The sequence below is a fragment of the Massilia sp. Root418 genome (assembly GCF_001425265.1).
Lineage (GTDB): Bacteria > Pseudomonadota > Gammaproteobacteria > Burkholderiales > Burkholderiaceae_D > Rugamonas.
Map to the genome: position 1 here is coordinate 173,798 of NZ_LMEC01000026.1, position 13,268 is coordinate 187,065.

Consider the following 13,268-nt stretch of genomic DNA (forward strand, 5'->3'; position numbering starts at 1 on the left):
GTGCACCTGCCGCGAGGAGACGCAAATCCGCTCCTCACCGCAAGATTTGCGGCCGCGGCGGCAAATATCAAGGCCTTTACACTATGGGATTGGACTTATTTTCCACCGGATTCTTCAAGCCCCGCCCCAGCAGGAAGATTTCGGACGATTTGTCGCGGCTGGCCTTGGGTTTTTTCTGCGTGACCGTCTTGAACTCGGCGCGGAACTTCTCGTAAATGCCGTTGAAACCCATGTCTTTAAAGCATTTCACGAGCAGCGCGCCGCCTGGCTTGAGGTGCAATTGCGAAAATTCGATGGCCAAATCGATCAGATCTTCCATGCGCGCGGCGTCGGCCGAGGCAATACCGGATAGATTCGGCGCCATATCGGACAGCACCAGGTCGCATTTGCGCCCCTGCAACACTTCACCGAGCTGGTCCAGCACTTCAATCTCGCGGAAATCGCCTTGTATGAAATGCACGTCCGCGATCGGCTCCATGGGCAGCATGTCGAGGCCGATCATGGTGCCGTTGATGCCCCCGCCCTCCTTGCCGGCCAGCTTGCGCCGCACGTACTGGCCCCAGCTGCCGGGCGTGCAGCCCAGGTCGACGATCACCTGCCCTGGTTTGACCAGGTGTTCGTCTTCGTCGATCTCCTTGAGCTTGTAAGCGGCCCGCGCGCGGTAGCCATCTTTCTGCGCCGCTTTCACGTAAGGATCGTTAATATGGTCGTGTAACCAGTTTTTGTTTAATTTCTTCTTCTTCATTCGCGTAGAATACTGCCTTTAGAGAACCACCGAAAATAATATTATGATCAAACTCACCCCCGTTGAACGCGCTGCCCTGCGCGCCGAGGCCCACGGCCTGAAACCTGTCGTCATGATAGGCGAAGCGGGCTTGACGCCTGCCGTCATCAAGGAAATCGAACTGGGCCTCGACGCCCACGGCCTGATCAAGGTGCGCGTGTTCGGCGACGACCGCGAAGCCCGCGCCGGCATGTACGACACCATCTGCGAGCAGCTGGACGCGGCGCCGGTGCAGCACATCGGCAAACTGCTGGTCCTGTACCGCCCGAAGAAGGAAGTGGAAAAGGAACGCAGCGCCAAGGCCGGCAAAGGCATGCGCATGGTCACCATCGTGAAACCGAGCGCCAGCGGCACCAAAAAGCCGTCGGTCAACAAGGTTCTGCTGAAGGGAAATGAGCGTGTGACCGAGGGTGGCACCATCAAGCGTGCCAAGGTGCGCCAGAAGAGCACCAAAAAGTCGTCGCTGGCTTAAACCGAACCGGGGGACTACCCCGGTTTTTTTATGTCTGCTTCAACACCAGCCAGCCTGCCAGCAGGCTCTGGATCAGGTAAATGCCGCTCGACACGCCGTGCAGCATGCCAAACCGGCTTTTCATGGCCGACTCCATTACGCCCGACGGCCCCGCCGCCGCGCGCAGTTCGGCCATCATCGGCTGCAGGCCGAAATGGCTGACCACGGTACACATCACCATCAGCACGATAATCGCCAGCACCGTGCGGCGGCGTTTGCCGTCCCAGCCCGGCGTGGCGCGCCACAGCAGCAGCAGCATGGCCAGGCCGCAGCCCAGCGACAGCAAGGCCATGCTGTGGAACATGCTGCCGGCGATGCTGCCGGCCAGCACGCGGTCGCTCAAGGTGGCAAACAGCGTGGGCGCCACCAGGTAGCCGACCGCCCACAGGCTGCCGGCCCACAGCGCCGCCACCAGCAGGCGCAGCCTGGGCAGGAAGCCCGCCATCGGCGCGCCCATCAGATGTAGCGCACTTCCAGGATTTCGTATTCGCGCGGGCCGGACGGCGCCTGCACTTCCACCACGTCGCCGGCCGACTTGCCGATCAGCGCGCGGGCGATCGGCGAGGTCACCGACACTTTGCTCAGTTTCAGGTCGGCTTCGTCCAGGCCGACGATCTGGTAAGTCACTTTCTGGCCCGACTCCAGGTCTTCCAGGTCCACCGTGGAGGCGAACACCACGCGGCCTTCCGCGTCCAGCTGGGTCGGATCGATGATTTGCGCTGCGCTCAGCTTGCCTTCCAGTTCCGCGATGCGGCCTTCCACGAAGGCCTGGCGCTCCTTGGCGGCATCATACTCGGCGTTTTCGGACAGGTCGCCGTGCGAACGCGCTTCGGCAATCGCGTCGATCACGATGCGGCGCTCCTTGGTCTTCAACTGGTGCAACTCCTCCTTCAGGAGTTCGGCGCCGAATTTGGTCAATGGAACTGAAGTCATATTTGTCTCTCTAGGTTACGAAAAGCACAGAGCCCGCGCCATGCTTCGGCGCGGGCTCTGTGTCAGCGGTTTGAAATGCTTACCGCTTAAAGGAGCTTAGTGTAAGGTTTTATGCAGGCCTTGTAAATCGTACACGCGCAACTCGTCCAAATGGCGGATGCCGGCCACCGCCGCTTCCGCACCGGCGATGGTGGTGTAGGTGGTCACCCGGGCCGCCAGCGACGAGGTACGGATGGCGCGCGAGTCCGTGATGGCGCTGCGCTTCTCTTCCACCGTGTTGATCACCAGCTTGATCTCGTGGTTCTTGATCATGTCGACCACGTGCGGGCGGCCTTCGGCCACCTTGTTGACCGCCGTCACCGGTACGCCGGCCGCCGCGATCACGGCCGCGGTGCCCTTGGTGGCCACCAGCGTGAAGCCCATGTCCACCAGGTCCTTCGCCACTTTCACGGCGCGCGGCTTGTCCGACGCTTTCACCGACAGGAACACCTTGCCCGACTTTGGCAGGTTCACGCCGGCGCCCAGCTGCGATTTCACGAAGGCTTCGCCGAAAGTCATGCCTACGCCCATCACCTCGCCGGTCGATTTCATCTCGGGGCCCAGGATGGTGTCCACGCCAGGGAACTTCACGAACGGGAATACGGCTTCCTTGACGCTGAAGTAAGGCGGCACGACTTCCTTGGTGATGCCCTGCGACTCCAGGCTCTGGCCGACCATGCAGCGTGCGGCGATCTTGGCCAGCTGCAGGCCGGTCGCTTTCGACACGTAAGGCACGGTGCGCGAGGCGCGCGGATTCACTTCCAGCACGAACACGACGTCCCGCAGTTGCCCATCTATGTCCTGCTTCTGGATGGCGAACTGCACGTTCATCAGGCCGACCACGTTCAGGCCCTTGGCCATCAGCGAGGTCTGGCGCTTCAGCTCGTCGATGGTTTCCTGCGACAGCGAATAAGGCGGCAGCGAGCAGGCCGAGTCGCCCGAGTGCACGCCGGCTTGTTCGATGTGCTCCATCACACCGCCGATGAAGGTGGTGGTGCCGTCGGAGATGCAGTCCACGTCGCACTCGATGGCATCGTTCAGGAAGCGGTCCAGCAGCACCGGCGAGTCGTTCGACACTTTCACCGCTTCGCGCATGTAGCGCTCCAGGTCGCGCTGCTCGTGCACGATTTCCATCGCGCGGCCGCCCAGCACGTAGGAAGGACGCACCACCAGCGGGTAGCCGATTTCCTGCGCCAGGGTCAGCGCCTCGGCTTCGGTGCGCGCGGTGCGGTTAGGCGGCTGGCGCAGGCCCAGGTCTTGCAGCAGCTTCTGGAAACGCTCGCGGTCTTCGGCGGCGTCGATCATGTCCGGCGAGGTGCCGATGATGGGCACGCCGTTCGCTTCCAGGTCCAGCGCCAGCTTCAGCGGGGTCTGGCCGCCGTACTGCACAATCACGCCCACCGGTTTTTCCAGCGCCACGATTTCCAGCACGTCTTCCAGGGTCAGCGATTCGAAGTACAGGCGGTCCGAGGTGTCGTAGTCGGTCGACACGGTCTCGGGGTTGCAGTTGACCATGATGGTCTCGTAGCCGTCTTCGCGCATGGCCAGCGCCGCGTGCACGCAGCAGTAGTCGAATTCGATACCCTGGCCGATACGGTTCGGGCCACCGCCCAGCACCATGATCTTTTTCTTGTCCGACGGGTTGGACTCGCATTCCTCGTCGTAGGTCGAGTACATGTAAGCGGTGTCGGTCGAGAACTCGGCGGCGCAGGTGTCCACGCGCTTGTACACCGGACGGATGTTCAGTTCGTGGCGCTTGTTGCGCACGGCGGTGTCGGTGGTCTGCAGCAGGAAGCCCAGGCGGCGGTCCGAGAAGCCCTTCTGTTTCAGCTTGTACAGCACGGTCTTGTCGAGGTTGTCCAGCTTCTGCGTGTCCAGCCACAGTTCCAGGTCCACGATCTCCTTGATCTGAATCAGGAACCATGGGTCGATCTTGGTCAGGTTGTGCACCTCTTCCAGCGTGAAGCCTTGCGCGAAGGCGTCGCCCACGTACCAGATGCGCTCGGGACCAGGCTCGCCCAGTTCTTCCTCGATCTTCTCGCGGTCGCGGGTTTTCTCGTTCATGCCGTCCACGCCCACTTCCAGGCCGCGCAGGGCTTTCTGGAACGATTCCTGGAAGTTGCGGCCGATGGCCATCACTTCACCGACCGATTTCATCTGGGTGGTCAGGTGGTGATCGGCGGTCGGGAACTTCTCGAACGTGAAGCGCGGCACCTTGGTGACCACGTAGTCGATCGACGGTTCGAACGAGGCCGGGGTGGCGCCGCCGGTGATTTCGTTGCGCAGCTCGTCGAGCGTAAAGCCAACGGCCAGCTTGGCCGCCACCTTGGCGATCGGGAAGCCGGTCGCTTTCGACGCCAGCGCGGACGAACGCGACACGCGCGGGTTCATCTCGATGACGATCATGCGGCCGTCTTTCGGGTTGATCGAGAACTGCACGTTGGAGCCGCCGGTGTCCACGCCGATCTCGCGCAGCACTGCCAGCGAGGCATTGCGCATGATCTGGTATTCCTTGTCGGTCAGCGTCTGCGCAGGGGCGACGGTGATCGAGTCGCCGGTGTGCACGCCCATCGGGTCCAGGTTTTCGATCGAGCAGATGATGATGCAGTTGTCCGCCTTGTCGCGCACCACTTCCATCTCGTACTCTTTCCAGCCCAGCAGCGATTCTTCAATCAGCAGCTCGTTGGTCGGCGAGGCTTCCAGGCCGCGCTTGCAGATGGCTTCGAATTCTTCTTCGTTGTAGGCGATGCCGCCGCCGCTGCCGCCCATGGTGAAGGACGGACGGATGATGGTCGGGAAGCCGACCTCCTTCTGCACCGCCCACGATTCCTCCAGCGAGTGCGCCACGCCGGAACGGGCCGAGCCCAGGCCGATCTTGGTCATCGCGTCCTTGAACTTGGAGCGGTCTTCGGCCTTGTCGATGGCTTCCGGGGTGGCGCCGATCAGCTCGACCTTGTACTTGTCCAGCACGCCGTGCCGGTGCAGGTCCAGCGCGCAGTTCAGCGCGGTCTGGCCGCCCATGGTCGGCAGGATGGCGTCCGGCTTTTCCTTGGCGATGATCTTCTCGACGACTTGCCAGGTGATCGGCTCGATGTAAGTCACATCGGCCATTTCCGGGTCGGTCATGATGGTGGCGGGATTGCTGTTCACCAGGATGACTTTGTAGCCTTCCTCGCGCAGGGCCTTGCAGGCCTGGGCGCCGGAATAGTCGAACTCGCAGGCCTGGCCAATGATGATGGGGCCGGCGCCGATGATCAGAATACTTTTAATGTCAGAACGTTTTGGCATCTTATTATTTCTCCACCGCTGCCATCATCGAGATGAAGCGGTCAAACAGGTAGGCGACGTCGGTGGGACCAGGCGAAGCTTCAGGGTGGCCCTGGAAGCAGAAGGCCGGGGTATCGGTGCGGGCGAAGCCCTGCAGCGAACCGTCGAACAGCGATTTGTGGGTGACGCGGCAGGTGGCAGGCAGCGTGTCCGCATCGACCGCGAAGCCGTGGTTCTGCGAGGTGATCAGCACTTGCTTGCTGTCCAGGTCCTGCACCGGGTGGTTGGCACCATGGTGGCCGAACTTCATCTTCAGCGTCTTGGCGCCGGAAGCCAGCGCCATGATCTGGTGGCCCAGGCAGATGCCGAACACCGGCAGCTTTTTCGCCATGAAGACCTTGGTGGCGGCGATCGCGTAGTCGCACGGCTCAGGGTCGCCGGGACCGTTGGACAGGAACACACCGTCCGGATTCATGGCCAGCACTTCTTCCGCGCTGGTCTGGGCCGGCACCACGGTCACTTTGCAGCCGCGCGAGGTCAGCATGCGCAGGATGTTGCGCTTGACGCCGAAGTCGTAGGCCACCACGTGGAACTTAGGGTCGGTGAGCTTGGCGTAGCCTTCGCCCAGGGTCCATTCGGCTTCGGTCCACTCGTAGGCGGCCTTCACCGACACCACCTTGGCCAGGTCCATGCCGGACAGGCCGGGGAAGGAGCGCGCCAGTTCCAGCGCCTGCTCGACCGACGGTTCCTTGCCTTGCGTGCCGGTCAGGATGGCGCCGCCCTGCGCACCTTTTTCGCGCAGGATGCGGGTCAGCTTGCGCGTGTCGATGCCGGCGATGGCGACGATATTCTCGGCCTTCAGGTAATCGGACAGGGATTGGGTGGAGCGGAAATTCGAGGCCAGCAACGGCAGGTCACGGATGATGAGGCCGGCGGCGTGGACTTTGGTGGATTCGACGTCTTCAGGATTGACGCCGTAGTTGCCGATGTGCGGATACGTCAGGGTGACGATCTGGCGGCAGTAACTGGGGTCGGTCAGGATTTCCTGGTAACCGGTCATGGAAGTATTGAAAACTACTTCGCCTGTCGTGTGGCCGACGGCACCGATGGAAAAACCTTTGAAAATAGTTCCGTCAGCAAGAGCCAGGATGGCTGGGACGGCGGGGCCAGAAAAAAATGGCGGCAAGGGCAACTCCTGATAAAGTTACCGTAGCTGCGCCACGTCAGACGACCAACAGAATCCCTGGCTGTGCGCCGGGGTTGCAAGTCAGATTGATGATGGATGAGTGGTAGTCGCTACGGTAGATGTGAGATTGGCTAAACCTTTGAATTATAACCCAAAGATCGCCGATCGGCAATGCCACCCGGCGCTTCCGGGGCCACTATTTGCGCCGGATTAAAACGCCGCGCCGCCGCGCGGCTAGACTGGGCCGATGCCCATCATCCCCCTGCCCTTGCCGCCCGAGACCTACGATGCGCCCTGGAAAGGCGCGCTGGCCGCCTATTTCAGCGACTTCATGGCTTTTTATTTCCCGGACATGGCCACGGCCGTCGACTGGTCCCGCCCGCCGGTATTTCTGGACAAGGAGCTGCCCCAGGTGGCGCGCGACGCCGCGCTTGGCACGCGCCTGGCCGACCATCTGGTGCAGATTTATACACGGGACGGCGGCAGGCAATGGATGCTGATCCATATCGAAGTGCAGGCCCAGCATGACGCCAGCCTGCCAGAGCGTATGTATGTCTATCAATACCGCATCTACGACCGCTTCCGGCATCCGGTGGCCTGCCTGGTGGTGCTGGCGGACCGAGGCCGCAACTGGCGGCCCTCCAGTTTCAGCTACCGCTGGCATGGCTGCGGCGCGCGGATGGACTTCCGCTGCGTCAAGCTGCGGGACTATGCCCGCCGGCTGGAGCGGCTGCAAACGCAGGACAATCCCTTCGCCCTGCTGACAGCGGCCCACCTGCTTACCCAGCAGACCCGCGGCCAGCCGCAGCAGCGCCACGCGGCCAAATGGAAGCTCGCACGCTTGCTGTTTGCGCGTGACTGGGAGCGGCAGCGTGTCATAAACTTATTCCACGTCATAGACTGGATCATGCGCCTGCCGCGAGAGCTGGAAGATCAGTTGTGGCAGGACATCATCGACCTGGAAGGGAGGAAAGCCATGGATACTTATGTTCCGCGCGGCGCGCGCGTAGCGATGATGCGCGAACTGAACGAAGCGCGCGAAAAGGCGCAAAGAGAAGGCTGGCTGGAGGGGCAGCAGAAAGGCTGGGAGGAAGGCCAGGCACAAGGCCGGCAGCAAGGTCTGTTCGACGGCCTGCTGGAAGGCCGCCAGGAGGGCCTCAAGGAGGGCCGGCGAGAAGGCCGGCAAGAGGGCCGGCAAGAGGGCCGGCAAGAGGGCCGGCAAGAGGGCCGGCAGGAAGGCTTGGCCGACGGGCTCAGACTGGGCCAGGCAGCCTTGCTCATCAGGCTGCTGGCAAAGCGCTTCGGCCCGCTGCCGCCCGACGCCGAGGCGCAGATCGCCGCTGCGGAGTTGAGCCAGCTGCAAGCCTGGGCCGAGGCGGCGCTGGAAGCGCGCACGCTGGACGAGGTACTGCCGCGCCACTAAGCGCCGGCACCACGGCCGCCATAGCTGCGGCAGCCGTCAACGCAGCCCTCGCCTGTCGGCCCAGGCCGCCGCTTGCTGTTAGCCCAGCGCCGCGATGCCGACCTTGGCCACTTGCGCATCTTCGTTCGACTTCACGCCCGACACGCCCACGGCGCCCACCACGTGGCCGTCCACGATCACCGGCACGCCGCCTTCCAGCATGCCTTCCATTTCCGGCGCGCTCAGGAACGACACGCGGCCGTTGTTGATCATCTCTTCGTACACGCGCGACTCGCGGCGGCCCAGTGCTGCCACGCGCGCCTTTTTCGGGGCGATGTGCGACGAGATCGGCGCCGCGCCGTCCAGGCGCTGGAACCACAGCGCGTGGCCGCCGTCGTCCACGATGGAAATCGATACCGCCCACTTGTTGGCCACCGCCTCGGCTTCGGCCGCGGCGGCGATCTTCTTCACGTCTTCAAGGGTCAGTACTGGTTTGGTTTGCATGGAACTTCCTGATTAAGAGTATTTAAAAAAACAAGCTTACTGCTCGCGCATGGCTTTCAGTTTTTGCTTCAGCTGCGCCATGATGGCGTTGGTGGCGCGCTCCCCGGCCTGGATGGCCTTGTTGCGGTTGCCAAAATCATTGCCCGCCATGCGTCCCAGCGGGGGCTGGATCACGATGTCGGCATCCTTCAGTTCGTACTGGTTGATGCGCTGGCCCATGATGCTGAAGGTCTGCAGTATCACTTCCAGCGAGCTGATGGCAGCCTGGGAGTCGGTCTGGGTGGAGATGTTGACGGCAATGATGAAGTCCGCGCCCATTTCGCGCGCAAAACGCACCGGCACCGGCGCCACCAGGCCGCCGTCGACATATGTATGGCTGCCTATCACCACCGGCTGGAACACACCCGGCACGGACGAACTGGCACGCACCGCCATGCCCGTGTTGCCGCGCTGGAATAGCATGGGCTGGCCGTTTTTCAGGTCGGCCGCCACCGCGCCGAAGGGGATCTTGAGTTTTTCCATGGGGCGGTTGTGCACCGCCTTGTTGACGTAGGCTTGCAGCGCCTCGCCCTTGAGCACGCCGGACGACTTGCCGAACAGCGGCATGGCCCAGTCCGAAATGGCAGCCTCATCCATTTCATAGGCCATCTTCTGCAGCGTTGCGCCGGAATTGCCCGCCGCGTACAGGGCGCCGACCACGCTGCCGGCGCTGGTGCCCACCACCACATCCGGATAGATGCCTTGCGCTTCCAGCGCCTTGATGACGCCGATATGGGCAAAGCCGCGCGCGGCCCCGCCGCCCAGGGCCAGTCCGATCTTGATCTTGCGCGGCGCCGCAGGGACCGCGGCGGCCGGCGGCGGCGCGAGCGGGTTGACCGGCACGACGGCCGGCGCCACCACGGTGGCGGCCGGCGTGGCGGGCACCACGGGGGGCGCCACGGGAGTGGAAGCGCATCCGGCCAGCGCAGCGGCAGCCAGGACGGCAGCGAATAAGCGTTTCAGAGACATGAATTTACTATCTGCACAGTTAAAGCGGGCAGATTGTAACGCAAGCCGGGGCACCACCCCAAAATAGCCGCCAGATCGCGCCGTCCAGCCGGGCTTCAGGCCGGGATTCAGGCCGGGATTCAGGCCTTGGGCAGGCACACCGTAAAGCTGCTGCCCTTGCCCGCTTCGGACTTGATCGACAGATTGCCCCCGTGCCGCAGCAGCACGTGTTTGACGATGGCCAGGCCCAGGCCGGTGCCCTGGGTCTCGCGCGAGCGGCTCTTGTCGACGCGGTAGAAACGCTCGGTCAGCCGCGAGATATGTTCCGGACTGATGCCGATGCCGGTGTCTTCCACCACGAACTTGGCCCCTTTCTCGCTATCGATCCAGCTCAGGCGGATCGCGCCGCCGGCCGGCGTGTAGCGCACCGCGTTCGAGGCCAGGTTGCCGAAAGCGCTGTGCAGCTCCTCGTAATTGCCCTGCACCGCCACGTCCTCCATCTCCAGCGTGATCTCGTGCTTGCCGGCCGACAAGGCGCGCGCGTCGCGCAGCACCTGCTCCAGCAAGGTGCGCGTATCGATCTTCTCAGGCCGCATCGGGTGATCGACCGATTCCAGCCGCGACAGGGTCAGCATGTCCTCGATCAGGTGCTGCATGCGGTGGCCCTGCTCCGTCATCAGCTTCAGGTGGGCCATGCGGGTGGCGGGATCCAGGTCCTCGGAGGCGGCAATCTCAAGGAAACCGACTATTACCGTCAGCGGCGTGCGCAGTTCGTGCGAAGCGTTGGCGATGAAGTCGCGTCGCATCATCTCGGTGCGCTCGGTTTCCGTCACGTCGTGCGTCACCAGGATCTGGCGCCGGTTCTCGAACGGAATGATGTGCACGATCAGCTTGCGCTCGCGGAACGTGAGGGTCAGCGGCTGGTCGTAGCGGCCCAGGATGATGTAGTCCATGAATTCCGGGCTGCGGATCAGGTTGGTCACCCGCATGCCCTTGTCGCGCTCATTGCGCAGGCCCAGGTGGGCCTCGGCGGCCGGGTTGCACCACTCCAGGAACAGCACATCGTCCATGATGACCACGCCGTCCGGCAGCAAATGCATGGCCTGGCGGAAGCGCGCCAGCCACTCGGTCAGTTCCGCCTGGTTTTTCTCATCGTCGCGGCGCAGCCGGTACAGGCGCGAGAAAATGCCGGTCCAGGCGCCCCAGCCGTCCGGCAGCTTGGCGCTTTGCGGATCGTCCAGCCAATCGCTCAGCTGGTACAGATAGTTCAGCTGGGCGAACACCATCACCGACATCGTGATGAAGGCCACGCCCAGCGCCGTCATGGCGCCGAACAGCCACCACAACATGCCGACGCCCGCCAGGATCAAGCCCATGCGCAGCGCCGCCGGCACCCAGAACACCAGTTTTGGATTCATTGTCTTATTTTTCGGACAGCATGTAACCGACGCTGCGCACCGTCTTGATCAGGTGTTCGGCTTCCTTGAGCGCCTTGCGCAGGCGCAGCACGTGCACGTCCACCGTGCGCTCCTCGATCACCACGTGGTCGCCCCACACCTTGTCAAGCAGCTGGCTGCGCGAAAACACCCGCTCCGGATGCGCCATGAAGAACTTCAGCAGCTTGTACTCGGCGTGGCCGATGTCGATCTTCTGCTCGTTCATCAGCACCGTGCAGGACACCGGGTCCAGCGTCACGCCGCCCACGTTCATGGCGGCCTGCGCGTGTTCCGGGCTCTTGCGGCGCAACAGCGCCTTGGCGCGCGCCAGCAGCTCGCGCGGCGAGAACGGCTTGGTGATGTAATCGTCGGCGCCGCTGTTCAGGCCGGCCAGCTTGTCCTCTTCCATGCTCTTTGCGGTGAGCATGATGATGGGGATGTCCTGGAACTGCCGGTCCGAGCGGATGCGCGACAGCAGGCGCAAGCCGGTCTGGTCGGGCAGCATCCAGTCCAGCAGCAACAGCTGCGGCGTGCGCTTGGTGATGAAGTCCCAGGCGTCGCCCACGGTCGAGACGGCGCACACATTCCAGCCTGCGTCGCGCAGCGAAAACGTCACCAGTTCGACGATCGCAGGCTCGTCCTCCACTATCAGTACAGTCGTTTTATCAGATGCCATGGTACCGCTTTACATTATTCTGGAAGATCGTCCGGCAGGGGCACGGTCTTGGTATGGCGGATGTCCTTGCCTTCCACCACGTAAATCACGTACTCGGCGATGTTTTTCGCGTGGTCGCCGATGCGCTCGATCGCTTTGGCCACCCACAGGGTGTCCAGCGCGGCGGAGATTGTACGCGGATCTTCCATCATGAAGGTGATCAGGTTGCGCATGATGGAGCGGAACTCGTGGTCGATCACGGCATCCTGGGCAATCAGCTGCAGCGCCTGCTTGCCGTCGTTGCGGGCAAAGGCGTCCAGCGCGTCGTGCAGCATGTCGCTGGTGGCGTTGGCGATGCTGCGCACCATTTCGTAGTGGCTCACGGTGACGGCGCCGCGGCTGTGCAGGCTTTTCGCAGTGCGCGCAATCTTGGTGGCCTCGTCGCCGATGCGCTCCAGGTCGGTGATCACCTTGATGGTGGCCATCACGGTGCGCAAGTCGTTGGCGGTCGGCTGGCGGCGCACGATCAGGTGGCTGCAGGCGTCGTCCAGCGACACTTCCAGCTGGTTTACGGTGTCGTCTTCGCGCATCACGCGCTCGGCGCGTTCCAAATTGCCGATGCGGAAGCAGGTCATGGCGTCGAGGAATTGGGTCTCGACAATGCCGCCCATCAGCAGCACCTTGGAGCGGATCGCTTCCAGTTCTTCGTCGTACTTCTTGGATGAATGTTCGCCCATCATGGTTGGTGCTCTCCCGTGCTCTTGTTATTAGCCGAAACGGCCGGTGATGTAGTCCTGCGTTTCCTTGCGGGCAGGGTTCATGAAGATCTGGTCGGTTTCGCCGAATTCCACCAGCTCGCCCAGGTACATATACGCGGTGTAGTCGGAGCAGCGTGCCGCCTGCTGCATGTTGTGGGTAACGATGGCGATGGTGTAATCCTGCTTCAGCTCGCTGATCAGCTCTTCCACCTTGGAGGTCGAGATCGGGTCCAGCGCCGACGTCGGCTCGTCGAGCAGCAGCACGTCGGGCTTGACCGCCACGCCGCGCGCGATGCACAGGCGCTGCTGCTGGCCGCCGGACAGCGACAGGCCGCTCTTGGTCAGCTTGTCCTTCACCTCGCCCCACAGCGCGGCCTTCTTCAGCGCCCATTCCACGCGCTCGTCCATCTCGCCTTTCGACAGGTCTTCATACAGGCGCACGCCGAACGCAATGTTGTCGTAGATCGACATCGGGAACGGGGTCGGCTTCTGGAACACCATGCCCACCTTGGCGCGCAGCATATTCACGTCCTGGCCCGGCTCAAGGATATTGCGGCCGCGGTACATGATGGAACCTTCGGCGCGCTGGCCCGGATACAGGTCGTACATGCGGTTCAGGGTGCGCAGCAGGGTCGACTTGCCGCAGCCGGAAGGACCGATGAAGGCCGTCACCTGCTTCTCGTGCACGTCCAGGTTGACGTTGTGCAGGCTCTGCGTTTTACCGTAAAAGAAGTTCAGGCCCGAGATTTCGATGGTCTTGCGCTTGGCTGCTTTGGTTTCGTTGCTCATTTGCGTATTCATCTATA

13 protein-coding genes are annotated in these 13,268 nt (G+C 62.8%); 2 read left to right on the plus strand and 11 right to left on the minus strand.

The features are described from left to right. Nucleotides 1-76: 76 nt before the first annotated feature. Nucleotides 77-745, minus strand: a complete 669-nt coding sequence (locus ASC94_RS29295; RefSeq protein ID WP_056404681.1) for an RlmE family RNA methyltransferase — start codon at nt 743-745, stop codon at nt 77-79. 43 nt (nt 746-788) lie between these two features. Here ASC94_RS29295 and ASC94_RS29300 point away from each other — a divergent pair, with 43 nt between their 5' ends. Further along, nucleotides 789-1,256: a YhbY family RNA-binding protein gene (locus ASC94_RS29300; protein ID WP_056404683.1), complete on the plus strand. Its 468-nt coding sequence runs from the start codon at nt 789-791 to the stop codon at nt 1,254-1,256. 28 nt (nt 1,257-1,284) lie between these two features. On the opposite strand, the gene ASC94_RS29305 is transcribed toward ASC94_RS29300, so the two are convergent. The 4 genes from ASC94_RS29305 to carA form a co-directional block, all read right to left on the minus strand. After that, entirely contained in the window at nt 1,285-1,752 is a 468-nt protein-coding gene (locus ASC94_RS29305) for a DUF4149 domain-containing protein (RefSeq protein WP_229417445.1), read from the minus strand. Next, nucleotides 1,752-2,228, minus strand: a complete 477-nt coding sequence (greA, locus tag ASC94_RS29310; RefSeq protein ID WP_056404685.1) for a transcription elongation factor GreA — start codon at nt 2,226-2,228, stop codon at nt 1,752-1,754. The genes ASC94_RS29305 and greA overlap by 1 nt, the downstream gene beginning before the upstream one ends. Nucleotides 2,229-2,324: 96 nt before the next feature. Next, complete coding sequence (carB, locus tag ASC94_RS29315; protein WP_056404688.1) at nt 2,325-5,555, minus strand: carbamoyl-phosphate synthase large subunit; 3,231 nt, start codon at nt 5,553-5,555, stop codon at nt 2,325-2,327. Between the two features lie 4 nt (nt 5,556-5,559). Further along, nucleotides 5,560-6,720, minus strand: coding sequence for a glutamine-hydrolyzing carbamoyl-phosphate synthase small subunit (gene carA, locus ASC94_RS29320; RefSeq protein WP_056404691.1), 1,161 nt, complete (start codon nt 6,718-6,720; stop codon nt 5,560-5,562). A gap of 247 nt (nt 6,721-6,967) precedes the next feature. Here carA and ASC94_RS34100 point away from each other — a divergent pair, with 247 nt between their 5' ends. Further along, the gene (locus tag ASC94_RS34100) at nt 6,968-8,143 is read left to right on the plus strand and encodes a DUF4351 domain-containing protein (RefSeq protein ID WP_267875138.1); all 1,176 of its coding nucleotides are present in this window, start codon (nt 6,968-6,970) and stop codon (nt 8,141-8,143) included. A gap of 78 nt (nt 8,144-8,221) precedes the next feature. Here ASC94_RS34100 and ASC94_RS29330 read toward each other — a convergent pair whose 3' ends face one another. The 6 genes from ASC94_RS29330 to pstB all read right to left on the minus strand — a co-directional run bounded on the left by ASC94_RS29330 (nt 8,222) and on the right by pstB (nt 13,263). Beyond that, entirely contained in the window at nt 8,222-8,626 is a 405-nt protein-coding gene (locus ASC94_RS29330) for a heme-binding protein (protein WP_056404693.1), read from the minus strand. A gap of 36 nt (nt 8,627-8,662) precedes the next feature. Next, nucleotides 8,663-9,634: a patatin-like phospholipase family protein gene (locus tag ASC94_RS29335; RefSeq protein WP_082616926.1), complete on the minus strand. Its 972-nt coding sequence runs from the start codon at nt 9,632-9,634 to the stop codon at nt 8,663-8,665. Between the two features lie 119 nt (nt 9,635-9,753). Further along, the gene (phoR, locus tag ASC94_RS29340) at nt 9,754-11,031 is read right to left on the minus strand and encodes a phosphate regulon sensor histidine kinase PhoR (protein ID WP_056404695.1); all 1,278 of its coding nucleotides are present in this window, start codon (nt 11,029-11,031) and stop codon (nt 9,754-9,756) included. Nucleotides 11,032-11,035: 4 nt separating this feature from the next. Beyond that, nucleotides 11,036-11,725: a phosphate regulon transcriptional regulator PhoB gene (phoB, locus tag ASC94_RS29345; protein ID WP_056404698.1), complete on the minus strand. Its 690-nt coding sequence runs from the start codon at nt 11,723-11,725 to the stop codon at nt 11,036-11,038. Nucleotides 11,726-11,739: 14 nt separating this feature from the next. Further along, nucleotides 11,740-12,444, minus strand: a complete 705-nt coding sequence (phoU, locus tag ASC94_RS29350) for a phosphate signaling complex protein PhoU (RefSeq protein ID WP_056404701.1) — start codon at nt 12,442-12,444, stop codon at nt 11,740-11,742. A 27-nt stretch (nt 12,445-12,471) separates the two neighbouring features. After that, nucleotides 12,472-13,263 (minus strand): phosphate ABC transporter ATP-binding protein PstB, encoded by a 792-nt coding sequence (gene pstB / locus ASC94_RS29355; protein WP_056404703.1) that lies wholly within the window; start codon nt 13,261-13,263, stop codon nt 12,472-12,474. Nucleotides 13,264-13,268 lie beyond the last annotated feature (5 nt).